Origin of the sequence: Embleya australiensis, from assembly GCF_051903075.1 — a bacterium.
GTDB lineage: Bacteria > Actinomycetota > Actinomycetes > Streptomycetales > Streptomycetaceae > Embleya.
In genome coordinates, this window is record NZ_CP182422.1 from 4,859,394 (window position 1) to 4,877,210 (window position 17,817).

The 17,817-nt window shown below is 71.2% G+C and carries 16 protein-coding genes; 9 read left to right on the forward strand and 7 right to left on the reverse strand.

Going from position 1 to position 17,817, the window contains the following annotated elements; genetic code table 11:
• Nucleotides 1-112: 112 nt before the first annotated feature.
• The 4 genes from ACMXN5_RS21220 to ACMXN5_RS21235 all read left to right on the forward strand — a co-directional run bounded on the left by ACMXN5_RS21220 (nt 113) and on the right by ACMXN5_RS21235 (nt 4,696).
• Nucleotides 113-1,117, forward strand: a complete 1,005-nt coding sequence (locus ACMXN5_RS21220) for a carbohydrate ABC transporter permease (protein WP_439676550.1) — start codon at nt 113-115, stop codon at nt 1,115-1,117.
• A complete protein-coding gene (locus tag ACMXN5_RS21225; protein WP_395787682.1) occupies nt 1,114-1,947 on the forward strand; it encodes a carbohydrate ABC transporter permease in 834 nt (277 codons plus the stop codon). Before ACMXN5_RS21220 ends, ACMXN5_RS21225 begins: the two co-directional genes overlap by 4 nt.
• A gap of 6 nt (nt 1,948-1,953) precedes the next feature.
• Nucleotides 1,954-3,420 (forward strand): glycoside hydrolase family 3 protein, encoded by a 1,467-nt coding sequence (locus ACMXN5_RS21230; protein WP_439676551.1) that lies wholly within the window; start codon nt 1,954-1,956, stop codon nt 3,418-3,420.
• Between the two features lie 205 nt (nt 3,421-3,625).
• Nucleotides 3,626-4,696 (forward strand): SIS domain-containing protein, encoded by a 1,071-nt coding sequence (locus ACMXN5_RS21235; RefSeq protein WP_395788644.1) that lies wholly within the window; start codon nt 3,626-3,628, stop codon nt 4,694-4,696.
• Nucleotides 4,697-4,841: 145 nt separating this feature from the next.
• Here ACMXN5_RS21235 and nagA read toward each other — a convergent pair whose 3' ends face one another.
• Both nagA and ACMXN5_RS21245 read right to left on the reverse strand, forming a co-directional pair.
• On the reverse strand, nt 4,842-5,975 hold the full coding sequence (gene nagA, locus ACMXN5_RS21240) for an N-acetylglucosamine-6-phosphate deacetylase (protein ID WP_395787685.1): 1,134 nt from the start codon (nt 5,973-5,975) through the stop codon (nt 4,842-4,844).
• 179 nt (nt 5,976-6,154) lie between these two features.
• Nucleotides 6,155-7,333 carry an 8-amino-7-oxononanoate synthase gene (locus ACMXN5_RS21245; protein WP_439676552.1) on the reverse strand — a complete coding sequence of 393 codons (1,179 nt, stop codon included), beginning with the start codon at nt 7,331-7,333 and terminating at the stop codon, nt 6,155-6,157.
• A gap of 69 nt (nt 7,334-7,402) precedes the next feature.
• Between ACMXN5_RS21245 and ACMXN5_RS21250 the strand changes: the two genes are divergently transcribed.
• Nucleotides 7,403-8,881 carry a histidine kinase N-terminal domain-containing protein gene (locus ACMXN5_RS21250; RefSeq protein ID WP_439676553.1) on the forward strand — a complete coding sequence of 493 codons (1,479 nt, stop codon included), beginning with the start codon at nt 7,403-7,405 and terminating at the stop codon, nt 8,879-8,881.
• A gap of 173 nt (nt 8,882-9,054) precedes the next feature.
• On the opposite strand, the gene ACMXN5_RS21255 is transcribed toward ACMXN5_RS21250, so the two are convergent.
• Both ACMXN5_RS21255 and ACMXN5_RS21260 read right to left on the reverse strand, forming a co-directional pair.
• The gene (locus ACMXN5_RS21255) at nt 9,055-9,309 is read right to left on the reverse strand and encodes a WhiB family transcriptional regulator (protein WP_020557388.1); all 255 of its coding nucleotides are present in this window, start codon (nt 9,307-9,309) and stop codon (nt 9,055-9,057) included.
• Between the two features lie 315 nt (nt 9,310-9,624).
• Nucleotides 9,625-10,554, reverse strand: coding sequence for a diacylglycerol/lipid kinase family protein (locus ACMXN5_RS21260; RefSeq protein ID WP_439676554.1), 930 nt, complete (start codon nt 10,552-10,554; stop codon nt 9,625-9,627).
• 73 nt (nt 10,555-10,627) lie between these two features.
• Between ACMXN5_RS21260 and ACMXN5_RS21265 the strand changes: the two genes are divergently transcribed.
• Nucleotides 10,628-11,062, forward strand: a complete 435-nt coding sequence (locus ACMXN5_RS21265; RefSeq protein ID WP_379994807.1) for a hypothetical protein — start codon at nt 10,628-10,630, stop codon at nt 11,060-11,062.
• A gap of 108 nt (nt 11,063-11,170) precedes the next feature.
• Here ACMXN5_RS21265 and ACMXN5_RS21270 read toward each other — a convergent pair whose 3' ends face one another.
• From ACMXN5_RS21270 to ACMXN5_RS21280, 3 genes are all read right to left on the reverse strand, one after another.
• Nucleotides 11,171-12,055 carry an RNA polymerase sigma factor SigF gene (locus ACMXN5_RS21270; RefSeq protein ID WP_078975490.1) on the reverse strand — a complete coding sequence of 295 codons (885 nt, stop codon included), beginning with the start codon at nt 12,053-12,055 and terminating at the stop codon, nt 11,171-11,173.
• A 92-nt stretch (nt 12,056-12,147) separates the two neighbouring features.
• Nucleotides 12,148-12,591, reverse strand: coding sequence for an anti-sigma regulatory factor (locus ACMXN5_RS21275; protein ID WP_379994809.1), 444 nt, complete (start codon nt 12,589-12,591; stop codon nt 12,148-12,150).
• Nucleotides 12,592-12,849: 258 nt separating this feature from the next.
• Entirely contained in the window at nt 12,850-13,416 is a 567-nt protein-coding gene (locus ACMXN5_RS21280) for a CGNR zinc finger domain-containing protein (RefSeq protein ID WP_439676555.1), read from the reverse strand.
• 376 nt (nt 13,417-13,792) lie between these two features.
• On the opposite strand from ACMXN5_RS21280, the gene ACMXN5_RS21285 reads away from it, so the two are divergent.
• The 3 genes from ACMXN5_RS21285 (at nt 13,793) to ACMXN5_RS21295 (ending at nt 17,749) form a co-directional block, all read left to right on the forward strand.
• A complete protein-coding gene (locus ACMXN5_RS21285) occupies nt 13,793-14,956 on the forward strand; it encodes an NAD(P)-dependent malic enzyme (protein ID WP_439678047.1) in 1,164 nt (387 codons plus the stop codon).
• Between the two features lie 145 nt (nt 14,957-15,101).
• Nucleotides 15,102-16,064: a zinc-binding dehydrogenase gene (locus ACMXN5_RS21290; RefSeq protein WP_395787693.1), complete on the forward strand. Its 963-nt coding sequence runs from the start codon at nt 15,102-15,104 to the stop codon at nt 16,062-16,064.
• A gap of 86 nt (nt 16,065-16,150) precedes the next feature.
• On the forward strand, nt 16,151-17,749 hold the full coding sequence (locus ACMXN5_RS21295) for an ABC transporter substrate-binding protein (protein WP_439676556.1): 1,599 nt from the start codon (nt 16,151-16,153) through the stop codon (nt 17,747-17,749).
• Nucleotides 17,750-17,817 lie beyond the last annotated feature (68 nt).

The window sequence follows — 17,817 nt, forward strand, 5'->3', positions numbered from 1 at the left end:
CCCGGCGCGGCCCGCCGGCGGTCCCCCGTCGCCGGCTCCGCGCTCTCGCCACGTCCTGCCACCGGGCCGGACGGGCCGGAGACCCCCGACACCGAACCACGGGAAGGCAGCTGTGTCAGCCTCCAAGGCAGACGCGGTGGTCGCGACACCTACGCAGCCCCCGCGCAAGCAGGCACCATCGGGTGCCAGACGCGCATCGAAGCCCCCACGCAAGCCGTCGGGGATCGTCAAGTCGGTCACCCCATACCTTCTTGTCGCGCCCGCGATTCTCGGGATCGCCTTCCTGCTGTTCTATCCGGTGGTCCGGAACGTCATGTTGTCGTTCCAGCATTACCGCTTCAAGCAGCTGATCTCGCGGTCGGCCGACTACGTCGGTTGGGAGAACTACCAGGCCGTCGTCAAGGACGACGAGTTCTGGGAGGTCACCCGGCGGACCTTCTATTTCACCGCGATCAACGTCGTGGCGATCATGGTGATCTCCACGCTGTGCGCGCTGATGCTGATGAAGCTCGGCAAGGCCATGCGCATCGTGGTGCTGATCGGCCTGGTCGCCGCGTGGGCGACCCCGGTGATCGCGGCCACCACGATCTTCAAGTGGCTCTTCCGCTCCGACAACGGCGTGGTCAACTGGGCGCTGGTCAAGCTCGGCTTCGACTACGAGGGCTACACCTGGTTCGCGCACGGAACCTCCACCCTGACCGTGGTCACCCTGCTCATCGTGTGGCAGTCGATTCCCTTCGCGACGCTGACCCTCTACGCCGGGCTGACCACCGTGTCGACCGACGTCTACGAGTCGGCCCGACTCGACGGCGCCGGTCCGGTGCGCATCTTCAGCTCGATCACCTTCCCGATCCTGCGCCCGATCTTCGCGCTGGTGACGTCGCTGGAAGTGATCTGGATCTTCAAGTCGTTCGCCCAGATCTGGGCGATCGCGGGCGAGAACGGGCCGATCAACGACGTCCGCACGCTGCCCGTGTACGCGTACCAGCAGGGCATGTCGCTCAAGTTGTTCGACATGGCCGGCGCGATCTCCACGATCACCGTGCTCATCCTCGTGGTGATGCTCGTCTTCTACTTCCGTCAGATGTTCAAGCAGGAGCGGGAGGCCGACAAGTGAAGGCGCGCACCCTGAAGCGGATTCCGCTCAACATCGCGGCGCTGCTGGTCTTCGCCGTGTCGATCTTCCCCGTCTACTGGATGATCCTCACCGCGTTCAAGCCGGCCAAGGACATCCAGTCGTCGACGCCGAAGTTCCTGCCGAGTTCGATCTCGTTCCACAACTTCGACACGGCGGTCAACACGCCGCACTTCTGGGACTACTGGCGCAACAGCCTGCTGGTCGCGGGCTGCGGCGTGCTCCTGGCGCTGGTCGTGGCGTGCTTCGCCGCGTTCGCGGTGGCGCGTATGCACTGGAAGGGCCGGGCGCCCTTCATCCTCATGGTGTTCATCGCGCAGATGGCGCCGTGGGAGGCGCTGATGATCCCGATGTACCTGATCGCGCGCGACAACGACCTGCTCGACTCGCTGCCGATGCTCACCGCGATCTACTTCGTGATGACGCTGCCGTTCTCGATCGTGACCCTGCGCGGCTTCCTCGGGGGCATCCCGGTGGAGCTGGAGGAGGCCGCCCGGGTGGACGGCTGTTCGCGCTTCACCGCGTTCCGCAAGGTCGTCTTCCCGCTGCTGGCCCCGGGCCTGCTCTCCACCTCGCTGTTCGGCTTCATCACCGCGTGGAACGAGTTCGCGTTCGCCAACGCGCTGCTGCTGAACAAGCCGGAGCAGCGCACGCTGCCGACCTGGCTCAACTCCTTCAGCAACGGGCTCACCATCGACTGGGGCGCCATCATGGCCGCCTCCACCCTCTTCATGCTTCCGGTGCTTGCGATCTTCCTGGTCTTGCAGGGCAAGGTCACCGGCGGGCTCACCTCCGGCGCGGTAAAGGGCTGATCAACCATGTCCGAACGTCTCGAGCGCCTGGCGCTCGCCGTCCTGCAGCCCGGTTTCGACGGCCTGACCGCGCCCGGATGGCTGCGCCACCGGATCGCCGGCGGGCTGGGCTCGGTGGGCCTGTTCGGTCGCAACGTCGCGACCCCCGAACAGGTCACCGCCCTGACCGAGGAGCTGCGCCGGGAGAACCCCGACCTCATCGTCGCGATCGACGAGGAGGGCGGCGACGTCACCCGGATACACGTGAACACCGGCAGCCGCTGGCCGGGCAACCTGGCGCTGGGCGTGGTGGACGACACCGCGACCACCGAGGCGGTCGCGCGAGGGCTCGGGCGCGAGCTGGCCGCGTGCGGCGTCAATCTCAACTGGGCCCCGTCGGCCGACGTCAACTCCAACCCGGACAACCCGATCATCGGCGTGCGGGCCTTCGGCGCCGAGCCCGACCTGGTCGCGCGGCACACCGCCGCGTACGTCACCGGGCTCCAGGCGGCCGGCGTGGCCGCGTGCGTCAAACACTTCCCCGGGCACGGCGACACCGCGATCGACTCGCACCACGGCATGCCGCTGGTGGACGTCTCGCGCGAGACGCTGGCCGCCCGGGAGCTGGTGCCGTTCCACGCGAGCATCGCGGCCGGCACCAAGGCGATCATGAGCGCGCACATCCTGCTGCCCGCGTACGACACCGAACTGCCCGCGACGTTGTCCCGGAAGATCATGACCGGGTTGCTGCGCGAGGAACTGGGCTACACCGGCCTGATCGTCACCGACGCCATCGAGATGGGTGCGATCGCCGACACCTACGGCATAGCCGACGGCACCGTCCGCGCGATCGCGGCCGGTGTCGACGCGGTGTGCGTGGGCGGCGGGCTGTGCGACGAGGACACCGTGCTGCACCTGCGCGACGCGCTGGTGGACGCGGTGCGCGAGGGCCGGCTCGCGGAGGAGCGGCTGGTCGACGCGGCCGGGCGGGTGCACGCGCTGGCCGCGTGGGCCAAGGTCGGCGCGGCCGAGCCGGTCGACTACGCGCTCGGGCTCGACGCGGCCCGCCGTGCGGTCCGGGTGACCGGTACGGTGACCCCGATCGACCGGCCCGCACACGTGGTGGAGCTGTCGCCCACCGCCAACATCGCGGTCGGCGAGCAGACCCCGTGGGGCCTGGCGCCGGTGCTGGCCGAGGCGCTGCCCGGGACCACGGTGACCCGGGCCCGGGCCGCCGAGCCGCGGCTGATCGACGAGGTGCTGCGCGCGGGGGCGGACCGTCCCCTGGTGCTCGTGGTGCGCAACCTGGAGCACCACGTCTGGGCGACCGAGATCGTGGCGGGCCTGCTCGCCGCGCGGCCGGACGCCGTCGTGGTCGAGATGGGCATCCCCGGAGCTGCCACTCCGGGCGCCGCCCATCTCGCCACGCACGGCGCCGCCACCGTGTGCGGGATCGCCGCCGCCGAGATCCTGACCGGCCGTCGGCTCGCCTGATGGCATCCCCGGACACACCCTAGGGGGGCCGAACGCCCGGTATCCGTTCGACACCGAGCGTCCGGCCTCCGTGAACCCGCCCGACACCGGGAAACCGGACACTGGGGAGGCGGGCGTTCCCGGGCCCCGGCCCGCGGATCCGCCCGACCTCCGCATCCGTATGTGGAAACCGAATCAGCACGTGGAATCAACGGAAGGCCGCACCATGTCCGCCACCGACGACCGTGACGTCCTGGCACCGAACCGGGGCACCATCATGTCCGCCGAGATGGCGGAGCAGCCTGCCGTGCTGCGCCGGATCCTGGCCGAGGGCGCGCCCTCGATCCGCGCCGTCGCGGCCGAGATCGCCGCGCGCAACCCGCGGTTCGTGCTGCTGACCGCGCGGGGCACCAGCGACAACGCCGCGTTGTACGCGAAGTACCTGATCGAGGTGCTGCTCGGCAAGCCCGCCGGGCTCACCTCCATGTCCACGACCACGGCGTACGGCGCGGAGCCGGACCTGACCGACTGCCTGGTGATCACCGTCTCCCAATCGGGCGGCTCGCCCGACCTGGTGGCCTCCACCGAGGCGGCGCGCAAGGCCGGCGCGATCACCCTCGCGGTGACCAACAACGCCGACTCGGCGCTGGCCGCGGTCTCCGAGTTCCACATCGACGTGCTGGCCGGCCCGGAGAAGGCGCTGCCCGCGACCAAGACGTACACCGCGGAACTGCTCGCGCTGTACCTGTTCGTCGAGGGCCTGCGCGGCGGCGACACCTCGCCGGCCGACCAGCTGCCGGCGCTGGCGCAGGACGTGCTGGACCGCCGCGAGGAGGTCGCCGAGCTGGCGCAGCGCTACCGCTTCGCGCAGCGCCTGGTGATCACCTCGCGCGGCTACGGCTACCCGACGGCGCGCGAGGCCGCGCTGAAGATCATGGAGACCAGCTACATCCCGGCCCAGCCGTTCTCCGGGGCGGACCTGCTGCACGGGCCGCTGGCCATGGTCGACAACGTCAGCCCGGTGATCGCGGTGGTGCCGGACGGCAAGGGCGGCGACGCCCTCCAGCCGGTCCTGGAGCGGCTGCGCGGGCGCGGTGCGGACCTGATGGTGATCGGCAACGCGGACCAGGTCGGTCGGGCCTCGGCGGGCTTCGTGTTGCCGGAGGGTGTGGCCGAGGAGGTGCAGCCGATCCTGGAGATCATTCCGCTGCAACTGCTGGCGTACGAGGTCACCATGGCCCGCGGCCTCGACCCGGACGCCCCTCGGGCGCTGGCGAAGGTGACCGAGACGCGCTGACGTCGACGACCGGGGGCGGCCCGGGACGCGCTCGGCGAGGGCGCGTCGCGGGCCGCGCCCGGGGCCGGAAAGCGCGGCCCGAACGTGCGGAAGCCCCCGACCCGGACCGGGTCGGGGGCTTCCGCACGTCGCGGGGTGGGGGTGGTCAGGCGGTGGTGGCCTCGTAGGCGACCACTCCGCCGATCCAGGTCTTGAGGATCGTCCACTCGTCGCTCCACCAGACCAGGTCGGCCGTGGCGCCGGGGGCGATGCGGCCGAGGTCGGTGCGGCCCAGGGCGTCGGCCGGGACCCGGGTCGCGGAGGTGAGCACCCGCGCCGGCGGGTTGCCCAGGCCGATCAGGTTGCGCACGGCCAGGTCCAGGGTCAGCGCCGAGCCGGCGATGGTGCCGTCGGGGTTGCGCGGCACGTCGCCCTCGACCAGGGTCACGTCCACGTCGCCGAGCCGGTAGCGGCCGGGCGGCATGCCCGCGGCCGCCATCGCGTCGGTGACCAGCGCGGTGCGCTCGCCCGCCACGCGCAGGACCAGCGAGCAGACCGGGCCCACCACGTGGTGCAGGTCGGCGATCAGGCCGGGGGTCAGGCGCGGGTCGCTCAGCGCCGCGCCGACCACACCCGGTTCGCGGTGGCCCAGGCCGCGCTGGGCGTTGAACAGGTGGGTGACCATGGTCGCGCCCGCGTCCGCGGCGGCGGACATCTCGGCGGCGGTCGCGTCCGTGTGTCCGGCCGAGACTCGGATCCCCGCGGCGACGATGCGTCGAATGGCCTCGAGCGCACCGGGAAGTTCGGGGGCCAGGGTGACCAGCGTCAGCGCCTCGCGGACGGCGTCGTCCAGGAGCAGCCGGTCGATCAGTTCGGGAGTGGGCTCGCGCAGGTACTCCGGCGGGTGGGTGCCGACCCGGGCGGGGGACAGGAACGGCCCCTCCAGGTGCACGCCAAGGTCGCGCGCGATGGGCTCCGTGGCGAGCTTGGCGCGCAACTCCGCGGCCCGCACGAGGGCCGCGGTGAGGGTGTCCAGGTCGCCGGTGATGAAGGTCGGGCAGAAGGCGGTGACCCCGGTCGACGGGAGCCGGGCGGCGACCTCACGCCAGGCGGTCGCGTCCGCGGCCACGAAGTCGTGTCCGAACGCGCCGTTGAGCTGCACGTCGATCAGGCCGGGCGTGAGCACGCCGTGCGGCAGCCGGAGTGTGTCGGGGCGGCCGGGTCCCTCGGTGACGCCGGTGATCCGGCCCTGCTCGACCCCCACCTCGGCCGGGCCCACGAGCTTCCCGTCCACAAGCACGCGAGGTGCCCCTATGCCGGCCACGCGTGCCCTTCCTTCCCTGCGGGACCGCTACGCGGCCGAACGTTCGGCGGCCTCCCGGTGCGGGCCGGGAGGCCGCCGCCCATTTTGGTTCAGACCAATCCCAGTTGTCTAGACCAATGTCGAGGGACATGACACGTATACCGGTGGTTATCGGGTCACGAAGTGGCGTATCGCAGTGCCGTCAGGGCCCGCTCCAGATCGGCCGGCGTCAGGTCCGCGCGGGCCGCGAGACGCAGTCGGGAGATGCCGTCGGGCACCGACGGCGGACGGAAGCAGCCGACCCGGACCCCGGCCTGCGCGCAGCGCATGGCGGTGTCGAACGCGAGCTGCGCCTCGCCGACGAGCACCGACGTCACCGCGCCCTCGGGTTCGGTCGCGCGCAGCCCCGCCTCCCGGGCGCCGGCCGCGAGCGCGCGCGCGTTCGCCCGTACCCGCGCGGCCAGATCCGGCTCCGCGCGCAGGATCCGCAGCGCCTCCAGGGCCGCCGCGACGCTCGCCGGGGCCAGCCCGGTGTCGAAGATGAACGACCGGGCCGCGTCGACCAGGTGCTCGACCACCCGGCGCGGACCCAGCACCGCGCCGCCCTGCGCGCCCAGCGCCTTGGACAACGTCGCGGTCAGCACCACGTCGTCGGCCCCCGCGAGCCCGGCCGCGTGCACCGCGCCCCGACCGCCCGCGCCGACCACGCCGAGCCCGTGCGCCTCGTCCACGAGCAGGACGGCGCCATATCGCCGTGTGACGGCCGCGAGCTCCGCGAGCGGGGCGATGTCCCCGTCGACCGAGAAAACCGCGTCCACGACCACCAGGGCCCGTTCCTCGGCCCGTTCCGCCAGCACCCGGGCCACCGCCTCGACGTCGCAGTGCGGGGTGATCGCCACCCGGGCCCGGGACAGCCGGCACGCGTCCACGATCGAGGCGTGGTTGATCGCGTCCGAGACGACCAGTCCGCCCTTGCCGATCAGGCCGCAGATCACCCCGAGGTTGGCCAGGTAGCCGGAGGAGAACACCAGCGCCGCCTCGGCCCCCATGTGCTCGGCCAGCTCCGCCTCCAACGCGGCGTGCAGCGTCGTGGACCCGGTCACCAGGCGCGACCCGGTCGACCCGCCGCCCCAGGTGCGCAGCGCGCGTACGCCCGCCTCGATCACCCGTGCGTCGCGGGTCAGCCCCAGGTAGTCGTTTCCGGCCAGATCCAGCCCGTCGACCGTCGCCTCACGCGGGCGCAGCCGGCGCCGCAGCCCCGCCTCCTCCCGTTCCTTCTCCCGCAGGTCCAGCCAGTCGAGCGGATGACCGCCGCCGGGGAGGGGCCGGCCGGGCGTGGGCGATTCGGTGGACATCCATACCTCACGGGTGCGGCGGAGTGGGGCGGCCAGGATCCCAGGCCGGGTGGAAAGTACGCTGCGCGTGTGCCCTCCATGAACGATCTCGTCCGCCGCCACGGCGCACTGTCCGCCGCCGACCTGGAGTGGCTGCACCTGCTGGTGTCCGAGTGGCAGCTGCTCGCGGATCTGTCCTTCGCCGACCTGGTGCTGTGGGTGCCCACCGACGACGAGCAGTACGTGGCGGTGGCGCAGATGCGGCCGAACACCGGCGCCACCTCGCACCAGGACGACCTGGTCGGCGACTTCGTCCCGCGCGGCCGGCGGCCGATGCTGGACGCCGCCCTCGACGAGGGACGCATCGTGCGCGAGGGCGACCCGGAGTGGCGCGACGACGTGCCCGTGCGGGTCGAGGCGATCCCCGTCTCCCGCGAGGGGCGGGTGATCGGGGTGATCGCGCGCAACACCAACCTGCTCACCGCGCGCACCCCCAGCCGGCTGGAACTGACCTATCTGCAAAGCGCCGCGGACCTAGCGCAGATGATCGCCGCAGGGACGTTTCCGCATGCGGGCGAACTGCTCGACATGGACGCCTCGCCGCGTGTGGGCGACGGCCTGATCCGGCTCGACGCCGACGGCATCGTGCAGTACGCCAGCCCCAACGCGCTCTCCGCCTACCACCGCCTCGGCCTGAGCACCGACCTGGTCGGCTGCCACCTCGGCCGGATCACCGCCGAACTGGCCCCGCACGAGGGACCGGTCGACGAGGCGATCTCCGCCGTCGCCAGCGGTTGGGCTCCGCGCGAGACCGAGGTCGAGACGCCGGCCGCGGTGGTGCAGCTGCGGGCGATCCCGCTCAAGCCGCGCGGTCAGCGGATCGGCGCGATCATGCTGCTGCGCGACGTGACCGAATTGCGCCGTCGCGAACGTGAGCTGATCACCAAGGACGCGACCATCCGGGAGATCCACCACCGGGTGAAGAACAATCTCCAGACGGTGGCCGCGCTGCTGCGCCTCCAGGCTCGCCGGATGGACGCGCCGCAGGCCCGCGCCGCGCTCGAGGAGGCGGTGCGCCGGGTCGGCTCGATCGCGATCGTGCACGAGACGTTGTCCCAGACGCTGGACGAGCGGGTGGACTTCGACGAGATCGCCGACCGGGTGTTGTCCATGGTCACCGAGGTCGCCGCGTCCTCGTTGCGGGTGCGCACCGCCCGGCACGGCAACTTCGGCGAACTGATCGCGGAGACCGCCACGCCGCTGGCGATGGTGTTGACCGAGCTGCTGCAAAACGCCCTGGAGCACGCGTTCGAGGACCCGGCGTACGCGGATCGGGTCAACACCCTGGAGGTGCACGCGGAGCGGTGGGCGGAACGACTGCTGATCACCGTCACCGACGACGGGATCGGCCTGCCCGACGACTTCGATCCGCAGACGTCCGGCAACCTCGGTCTGCAGATCGTGCGCACCCTCGTGGGCAGCGAACTCGCGGGCCGTTTCGACATGGTGCCGAATCCGGCCGGCGGCACGATCGTCAGGCTGGACGTACAACTGCGCCGGCGCCGCTGAGCGCCGCCGCCGAATTCCGGATCGGTTCGGATCCCGCGTACGCGACGAACACCCACACGAGAAAAAGCAGTTGCCCCGCCTCGGTCCGATCGGACCCCGGCGGGGCAACTGCGGTAAAGCTCTTTTGTTTTCCGGCGATCCAAGTCTCCGGAGAGTTCAGCCCGTCGTGGTGATCAGGCGGAGGCGCGAGCGCGGTTGCGGGCGGCGCGGCGCTTGAGAGCGCGACGCTCGTCCTCGCTCAGACCGCCCCACACACCCGCGTCCTGACCGGACTCGAGAGCCCAGCCCAGGCACTGCTCCATCACGGGGCAACGGCGGCAGACCGCCTTCGCCTCCTCGATCTGAAGCAGAGCGGGACCGGTGTTGCCGATCGGGAAGAACAGCTCCGGGTCTTCGTCACGGCAGGCAGCAACGTGGCGCCAGTCCATGCGGTCCAACTCCTCGTGGGTCAGCAAGGGCTTCCGGCCCCGCTGTGGCTTGTGAATGTGAACGCTTTCACGAACCCCCCGACAAGCATGGGGCCGACGGAGTCGGTCCCCAGGTTTGGCAGTGGATTCGGGCGGTGAAGATGACCTTTCGGCCACGTCCCTGCCGCCTCGTAGAGCCTTACAAACCTCGGCCGCCGATACAACCCCCTTGGGCCAGGATTTTTTAAATCATCGGTGTCGACTAGGTCACACCACTACATCGAAGGGGTGAACGGGGTATTCGCGTTCGAGTGAAAGGCCAAAAGGCCCTTCCACTCACACAATCACACGCAGTGCACGGGGAACCCCCCTGAAGGTCACACTCCGATGTTCTCCCAGATGGTCCCCATCGACCTGAAGGGAAACAGGTTCTTCAGCCCGAAGAGTGAACGCATCGCAGTCGTGCAGGGACACGACGTGACGTCCGTGTGGAGCATTACCCGTGGAGCCCAGCATCTGGGCCAGATGGCGCAATGTGGGCAGTGTTGTCATCCGGGTGAGCGCGAAGAGGTCCAATCCGGTGTCATATGACGCTTGCGGACAGGGATTCAGCGGCCGATTGCGCAAAAACGTCCACGGGACCGTGTTCTGGACTATGCCGAGGCAGATTCCCCCGATCGGGTCCATGCCCGGGACCTCCAGCGTGAGCGGCCCGTGCCTGCGGGCGTCCCGACCGCCGAGGAAGTGGTGCATCGCGGAGCGTACGTACAACCCGGGGGTGGCCCGCCGGCCGCCGGCCCGGCGGTGCTCCACCCGTCCGACCACATCGGCGTCGAAGCCGAGCCCGGCGCAGAACAGGAACCAGCGCTCGTCGGCCAGGCCCAGGCCGATCTCCCGACTACGACCCGCGCGCAGCGCGTCGAGCAGCAGGCCGGTCGCCTCGACCGGGTCGTTGGGCAGTCCGAGCGAGCGGGCGAAGACGTTGGTACTGCCGCCCGGGACCACCGCCACCGCCGGCAGCGAGGGGGCCGGCCCCGCCGCCAGGAGTCCGTTGGCCACCTCGTTGACCGTGCCGTCGCCGCCGAGCGCGATCACCAGGTCGATGCCGTCGTCGGCCGCCTGTCGGGCCAGCTCCGCGGCATGGCCGCGGTGCTCGGTGCTCACCACGTCGAGCTTGAGGTCGCCGCCGAGCGCGTGTGCCAGCACGTCGCGGGTCCGCTCACTGGTGGTCGTGGCCTTGGGGTTCACGACGAGAAGGGCACGCATGACGACAGGGTATCTACCGGCGGGTAGGACGCCCCCGGCCCGGAGCACACCGGCCCGAGGTTACAGTCTTGGGGTGACCGAGAGCCCTTCCGCCCAGGACCAGCCGGACCCCGCCGGGGCCCTCCCGCTCACCTGGCGCATCTGTACCGCGGTGGTCGGCGTCGAGGCGTTCGCGCTCCTCGGCTACGCCCTCTACCTGACCTTCCGCAGCGAGTTCGGCCATCCGACCAACTCGTCGGAGGGCGTGGCGATCGGCATCTACCTGCTGATCCTCGCCGCCGGGATAGTCGCCGCCTTCGTCGGCATGGTGCGCGGCCGGCGCTGGAGCCGATCGCCGGCGATCACCGCCAATCTGATCGTGGTCGGCATGGGTTGGTATCTGATCAAGGCGGATCAGATGGCGATCGGGATCCTGACGATGATCGTGGGCGCGGCCACCATCGGCACGCTCGCCACCCCCGGGATGTACAAGGCCCTCGAAACGCGGCACCAGGCCCGGCGGGCCTGAGCGCGCGGACACCGGCTCGGCGAAGCGGGCGGCCCCGGACCGACATCGGTCCGGGGCCGCCGCACTTCCACACCCGCGCGCACCCGGCGTACCGGTGCCGCTTCGGTGCTACTCCTCGACCAGCAGGCGCTCGCGCAACTGCGCGAGCGTGCGCGCCAACAGCCGCGAGACGTGCATCTGGGAGATGCCGACCTCCTGCGCGATCTGGGACTGGGTCATGTTGCCGAAGAAGCGAAGCAGCAGGATCTTCTTCTCCCGCGGCGGCAACTGCTCCAGGAGCGGCTTGAGCGACTCGCGATACTCGACCCCCTCCAGCGCGTCGTCCTCGGCGCCCAACGTGTCGGCGACGGCCGGTGAATCGTCGTCGGTGTCCGGCACGTCCAGCGACAGGGTGCTGTAGGCGTTGGCCGATTCGAGGCCTTCGAGCACCTCCTCCTCGGAGATCCCCAACTGCACGGCGAGTTCGGCGACCGTGGGGGACCTGCCGTTGCGCTGGGACAACTCGGCGGTGGCCGAGGTCAGCGCGAGCCGCAGCTCCTGGAGTCGGCGCGGCACCCGCACCGCCCAGCCCTTGTCCCGGAAGTGCCGCTTGATCTCGCCGACGATGGTCGGCGTCGCGTAGGTCGAGAACTCGACCCCACGATCCGAGTCGAACCGGTCCACGGACTTGATCAGGCCGATGGTGGCCACCTGGATCAGGTCGTCGAGCGGCTCGCCGCGATTGCGGAACCGGCGGGCGAGGTGCTCGACCAGCGGCAGATGCATCTCCACCAGCCGATCGCGCACCGCGGCCCGGGCCGGCGGATCCGATTCCAGCTCCGCCAACCGCGCGAACAGCCCCCGCGCGACCTCGCGGTCGTGGGCGTGGCGTTCGGAACCGGCCCGCCGCCGATTCGGCACCGCGGGACCCGTGGGCCCGGCGGCTCCGGCAGGCTGCGCCGACCCCGTCGCCTCGACGCCACCGTCCATCGTCATACTCGCGTCGCTCACCATGCCCTCACCCTCCCCTCGGCCGCGCCCGGCGGCCTCGTCGGGTGAGGCCGCGCTCGGCTGCGGTTCGTTGGCCGCGCCTTCAACACCACTGCTCACGTCTGCTCCGGCCCGCCACCGCGCTTCTTGTGCAGGCTGATGGCGACCACCTTGTCGTCGCTCACGGTGGCGTCCACCTCGCCGGCCAGCGCCGACAGGACGGTCCAGGCGAACGTGTCGCGCGCGGGTGTTCGACCGTCGGTGGTCGGCGCGGACACGGTCACGTGCAACGCGTCTCCCACCAGGTTGAACACGCAGGAGAGGATCCCGCCGGCCACCGCCTGATCGAGCAACATCGCGCACGCCTCGTCCACCGCGATGCGCAGATCCTCGATCTCGTCCAGGGTGAAGTCGAGGCGGGCCGCGAGGCCCGCCGTGGCGGTGCGCAGGACGGAGAGATAGGCACCTTCGGCAGGCAGTCGGACCTCGACGAAGTCACGCTGCCCGGTGCCGGCTTCGTCCGCGGTGTGTGCGGATCGCTGGGACACCCTCACCTCCAAGGTGCTGCTGTGGGTGGCCGCCGGAGGCGGTCACCACCGATGTCGGGGAACCCCAGCGACGCTACCGCGCCGGCCGACAACTGTCGTCATCGATGCGCGAACGTGGGCGGGAACGACCGGGGAGCCGTCCACCCGACGGTACGTCACGATATGTGATTTGACGAGTACGTAGTGTACCCGACTTCGGTAATTTCGCACCGGGAGATCAAGCCGTCCATGTACATGTCCCACAGTCGACCGCGCGCCAACCCGCAAATGTCAGGTATGTCGGTCGGGCTGCGGCTCCCGGGCCCGGCGTCTGGCCCGGTACAGGGCCACGTTGGCGCGCGAGGTACACCGGTCCGAACAGTGCCGGCGGGAGCGATTTGCGGACAGGTCCAGGAACACGTTCCGGCACGGGAGGGCCTGGCAGACGCCAAGTCGGTCGATACCGTGCGTAGTCAACTGCACGGCCAAGCCCATGCCGGCGATGGCGGCGAAGCCCTCGGCCGCACCGACCGCGTCGCCCGCCAGGTGTAGATGCCACGGACTGGCGTCGTGGCCGGTCAGACGCGGATGGACGGGGAATTCGGCGAGCAGTCCGTTCAGCGTCGCCACCGCGTCCGCCTCGCGTCCGGCCGCGGCGGCGGTGAAGACCGCGCGCAGGCGGGTGCGGACCGAGCGCAGCCGGGCCACGTCACCGTCGGTCACCCGGGACGGGATCCGCCGAACGGGTGCGATCAGCGCGGGCACGTCGTCGGGGGTGCGCAGCAGATCCTCGCCGCGGGCCGGCTGTTCGGTGTTGACCAGGCGGACCGCGTGCTCGGCATACGCGGAGAGGTCCAACGGCTGCCCTTCCTCGCGCGGACGATCGGCGCGCGATTCGCCCGGAACGACCTGACGGATGTGGCGGCGGTTACTGTCAGCGTACCGCCCGTGGCACTAGCGTCTGGGCCGGGTGCACCAGGGTCTGACGGTCCATCACAAAAAGGTGGTAATCGGTTCATCGCCCCGGCGTACCCCCGTTCGGGGGGTGTGCCAAAATCGGCGTCACGGGTGACCCCCGTACCCTCAGCCGGATCATGTGCGCTGCACGAAGCGCCGATGCCGCTGAGGTAAGCAGCCGGCGCTCGCGCTCCGAGAGCTGCACTTCCACTGAGCAATGTCGATGAAGTCGATAAGAGGGGTCACTGTGGCAGCGGAGATCATCCCGACGGACAGCATGGCGACGGACGAACTCGATCCGGTCTTCGCCCTGCACCGGGGCGGGAAAATGGAAGTTCGCTCGACCGTCCCGGTGCGCAACCGCGACGACCTGTCCCTGGCCTACACGCCCGGTGTGGCACGTGTCTGCACGGCCATCGCGGAGAACCCGGAGCTGGTCCACGACTACACATGGGTGTCCAACACGGTCGCGGTCGTCACCGACGGCACCGCCGTGCTCGGCCTGGGCGACATCGGTCCGGCCGCCTCCCTGCCGGTGATGGAGGGCAAGGCGATCCTGTTCAAGCAGTTCGGCGGCGTCGACGCGGTGCCGATCGCGCTCGACTGCACCGACGTGGACGAGCTGGTGGACACCATCGCCCGGCTCGCGCCCTCGTTCGGCGGGATCAACCTGGAGGACATCAGCGCCCCGCGCTGCTTCGAGGTCGAGCGCCGGCTCCAGGAGCGGGTGTCCATCCCGGTCTTCCACGACGACCAGCACGGCACCGCGATCGTCGCGCTGGCCGCGCTGCGCAACGCGGCCACGGTGACCGGGCGCGGCCTCGGCGACCTGCGCGCGGTCATCTCGGGCGCGGGCGCGGCGGGCATCGCGATCGCCAAGATCCTGATCGAGGCGGGCATCGGCGACCTGTGCGTGGTGGACAGCCGGGGCATCGTGCACGAGGGACGCGACGACCTGACGCCGATCAAGCGGATGATCGCCGAACTGACCAACAAGGCCGGGCTGCGCGGCGGCATCGAGGTCGCGATGAAGGGCGCCGACGTCTTCCTCGGGGTCTCCGCGGGCAAGGTGCCCGAGGAGGTCGTGGCGACGATGGCGCCCGAGGCGATCATCTTCGCGATGGCCAACCCGAACCCGGAGATCGACCCGGACGTCGCGCACAAGTACGCGGCCGTGGTCGCCACCGGGCGCAGCGACTACCCGAACCAGATCAACAACGTGCTGGCCTTCCCGGGTGTGTTCGCCGGCGCCCTGTCGGTGCGCGCCAAGCGGATCACCGAGGGGATGAAGGTGGCCGCCGCCGAGGCGCTGGCCGCGGTCGTCGCCGACGAGCTGGCGCCCGACCGGGTGATTCCGTCGCCGTTCGACGAGCGGGTCGCGCCGGCGGTGACCAAGGCGGTGGCGGAGGCCGCGCGCCGGGACGGTGTGGCGCGCATCTGAGCCGCGGTCCGTGGATCGGTGATCGTCCGACGGCTCCTCGCCGACCGTTCGACGATCGACGCGCGGCCACGGCTGCCGAGAGCCGAGGGGCCCACCCGGGCGGGTGGGCCCCTCGGCTCGTCGCCGGCGTCAGTAGGGTGCCTGCATGTTTGCCGTGAGTGCCGTGCGCATCGATGCCCAGGACCCGCTGTCCGGTCTCCGGCTCGGGGAACGACCCGAGCCCGGCGCGGACGGGGCACTGCCGCCGGGATGGACGACCGTCACGGTCAAGGCCGCCTCGCTGAACCACCACGACCTGTGGTCCCTCAAGGGTGTGGGCATCACCGAGAAGCAGTTGCCGATGATCCTGGGCTGTGACGCGGCCGGGATCGACGAGGACGGCAACGAGGTCGTCGTGCACTCGGTGATCGGCGGGCTCGGGACCGACGAGCCCCGATCGATCCTGACCGAGCGCTACGACGGCACCTTCGCCGAGAAGGTCGCCGTACCGCGCTGGAACCTGCTGCCCAAGCCGGCCGAACTGAGCTTCGAGCAGGCGTGCTGCCTGCCGACGGCGTGGCTGACGGCGTATCGGATGTTGTTCACCAACTCGGGAGTGCGGCCGGGCGGCACGATCCTGGTCCAGGGCGCCGGCGGCGGGGTGGCCACCGCGCTGGTGGTGCTCGGGAAGGCGGCCGGGTACCGCGTGTGGGTGACCAGTCGGGACGAGGCCAAGGGCGCGCGGGCGGTGGAGCTGGGCGCGGACGCGGCGTTCGCCTCGGGCGCGCGGTTGCCCGAGCGGGTGGACGCGGTGATGGAGACGGTCGGCGCGGCCACCTGGTCGCACTCGATCAAGAGCCTGAAGCCGGGCGGCACGATCGTGATCTCCGGCGCCACCTCGGGCGATCGGCCGCCGGCCGCAGAGTTGACCCGGATCTTCTTCAACGAACTGCGCGTGGTCGGTTCGACGATGGGCGACAAGGACGAACTCGCGGGGCTGCTTCGGCTGTGCGCGCATGGTGGGGTGCGGCCGGTGATCGACTCGGTGCTGCCGTTGCGCGAGGCGGTGGAGGGGTTTCGGCGGTTGGCGGAGGGTGAGTTGTTCGGGAAGATCGTTTTCGCTGTTTGATTCGGTTGATTCGGCTGTTGGTTGCCGGTAGCCGGTAGCCGGTAGCCGGTAGTTGGTTGCTTGGGTTGTTTCGGAAGGACCTTCGGATGCCGTTGTCCCGTCGCCGTGTGCTTGCCCTGGGGGCCGGTACGGGGGTGGTCGCGGTGTCCGCGGGCCTGCTCGCCGGCTGCGGCGGGCGCGAGTCGCGGTCGGGGGGCACGCTCGTGGTGGGCCTGCCGCGGCTGCCCGACGTGCTCAATCCGGTGCACTCGACGGCCGAGGCGACCCGGTGGATCTCCGACCCGGTGGTCGAGGCGCTGTACACCTACCGAGACGACACCACGATCGGGCCGGTGCTGGCCGCGGCCGATCCGCTGATCGCGCCGGACGGGCTGAGCTGGACCGTGCGGCTGCGGGCGGATGTGCGCTTCCACAACGGGGATCCGTTCACCGCCGAGCATGTGGCGGCGTGTCTGCGTCGGGTGAACGATCCGGCGACGGCGGGGGACTGGGCGCCGTGGCTGGCGGGGCGGTTCGGGGCGATCGAGGCGCCGGACGCGCGGACGGTGCGGATCGAGCTGCCGCGTGCGTTCGGGGCGCTGCGGGCGTTCCTGGCCTGTCTGCCGATCCCGCATCAGGCGAGCCTGGGGGATCCTCGGGCGCTGGTGGGCACCGGGCCGTTCCGGCTGGCGAGCGCGGACGGCGGTGCGGTCGTGTTGCGCCGGGATGCGGGGTATCGGGACAAGGCCGCGCCGGCGGACGCGTGGGAGTTCCGCGCCTCGGCCGATCCGGTGGCCGATCTGAAGGCGCACCGGCTCGCGGTGTACCCGCACCCGACGCCCGATCAGGCGCGGCGGTTGCGCAAGGCGGACGACACGTACGTGCAGACCGCGAGCGGGCCGGCCGACCTGGTGGTGCTGCCGAACCTGCGCCGGCCGCCGTTCGACGACGTCGCGGTGCGGCGGGCGCTGGGGTTCGGGATGGATCGCACCCGGGTGCTGCGGGACGTGTACCGGGGCGACGCGGTGATCGGGCAGGGGCCGCTGGGTCCGGGCAACGAGGGGTGGGACCCGGAGTACACCCCGTACGGGCGGGGGGTCAGCCCGACCGCGTCGCCGAAGCCGAGTCCGAGCGCGACGGCGGGGCCGACGGTGGAGCCGGAGCGGGTCACCGCGATGTTGGGCGAGGCGCCGGTGCCGTTGCCGCGGGACGGCGTGCGGTTCACGCTGCTGGCGGTGGTCGAGGAGGCCGGGGAACTGCCGGACGTGGCGCGGGTGTTGGCCGAGGGGTGGAACCGGGTCGGGTTCACCGTCGTGGTCGAGCGGGTGGACGCGGCGACGTGGGCGGCGCGGCGGCGGGTCGGTGACTTCGACGCGGCGCTGGTGGATCGGCGCGGGTCGGGGTACGCGGTGGGGCGCACGGGCTTCGCGGCGTTGGCGCCGGCGGTGTCGACCGGGGGCGAGAGCACGGGGTATGTGAACCCGGAGCTGGATCGGCTGGTCGAGGAGGCGGCGGCGACGCCGGACAACGCGCGGCGGGCGCGGCTCACGCGGGTGGCGGGCGAGATCGTCGCGCGGGACGCGGTGGTGCTTCCCCCGGTGTATCCGAAGGTCGTGGTGGGGCGGACGGGGCGGGTCGAGTCGGTGAACACGCGCGTGTTGGCGGCGGGGCGGTTGTCGCTGGCGCGGCTGCATCGGCGGGGGTAGGGGGCCTGACGCACCACGCGGCCCACCCCCGAGCCGGCCACCGTCGCACACGGCCTTTCCCCGGCAAC

Bases quoted from the DNA above. Each gene is read 5' to 3' on its own strand.
- ACMXN5_RS21230 (WP_439676551.1), top strand. From the start codon at position 1,954: ATGTCCGAACGTCTCGAGCGCCTGGCGCTCGCCGTCCTGCAGCCCGGT.
- ACMXN5_RS21235 (WP_395788644.1), top strand. From the start codon at position 3,626: ATGTCCGCCACCGACGACCGTGACGTCCTGGCACCGAACCGGGGCACC.
- ACMXN5_RS21245 (WP_439676552.1), bottom strand. From the start codon at position 7,333: ATGTCCACCGAATCGCCCACGCCCGGCCGGCCCCTCCCCGGCGGCGGT.
- ACMXN5_RS21255 (WP_020557388.1), bottom strand. From the start codon at position 9,309: ATGGACTGGCGCCACGTTGCTGCCTGCCGTGACGAAGACCCGGAGCTG.
- ACMXN5_RS21260 (WP_439676554.1), bottom strand. From the start codon at position 10,554: ATGCGTGCCCTTCTCGTCGTGAACCCCAAGGCCACGACCACCAGTGAG.
- ACMXN5_RS21270 (WP_078975490.1), bottom strand. From the start codon at position 12,055: ATGGTGAGCGACGCGAGTATGACGATGGACGGTGGCGTCGAGGCGACG.
- ACMXN5_RS21285 (WP_439678047.1), top strand. From the start codon at position 13,793: ATGGCGACGGACGAACTCGATCCGGTCTTCGCCCTGCACCGGGGCGGG.
- ACMXN5_RS21290 (WP_395787693.1), top strand. From the start codon at position 15,102: ATGTTTGCCGTGAGTGCCGTGCGCATCGATGCCCAGGACCCGCTGTCC.
- ACMXN5_RS21295 (WP_439676556.1), top strand. From the start codon at position 16,151: ATGCCGTTGTCCCGTCGCCGTGTGCTTGCCCTGGGGGCCGGTACGGGG.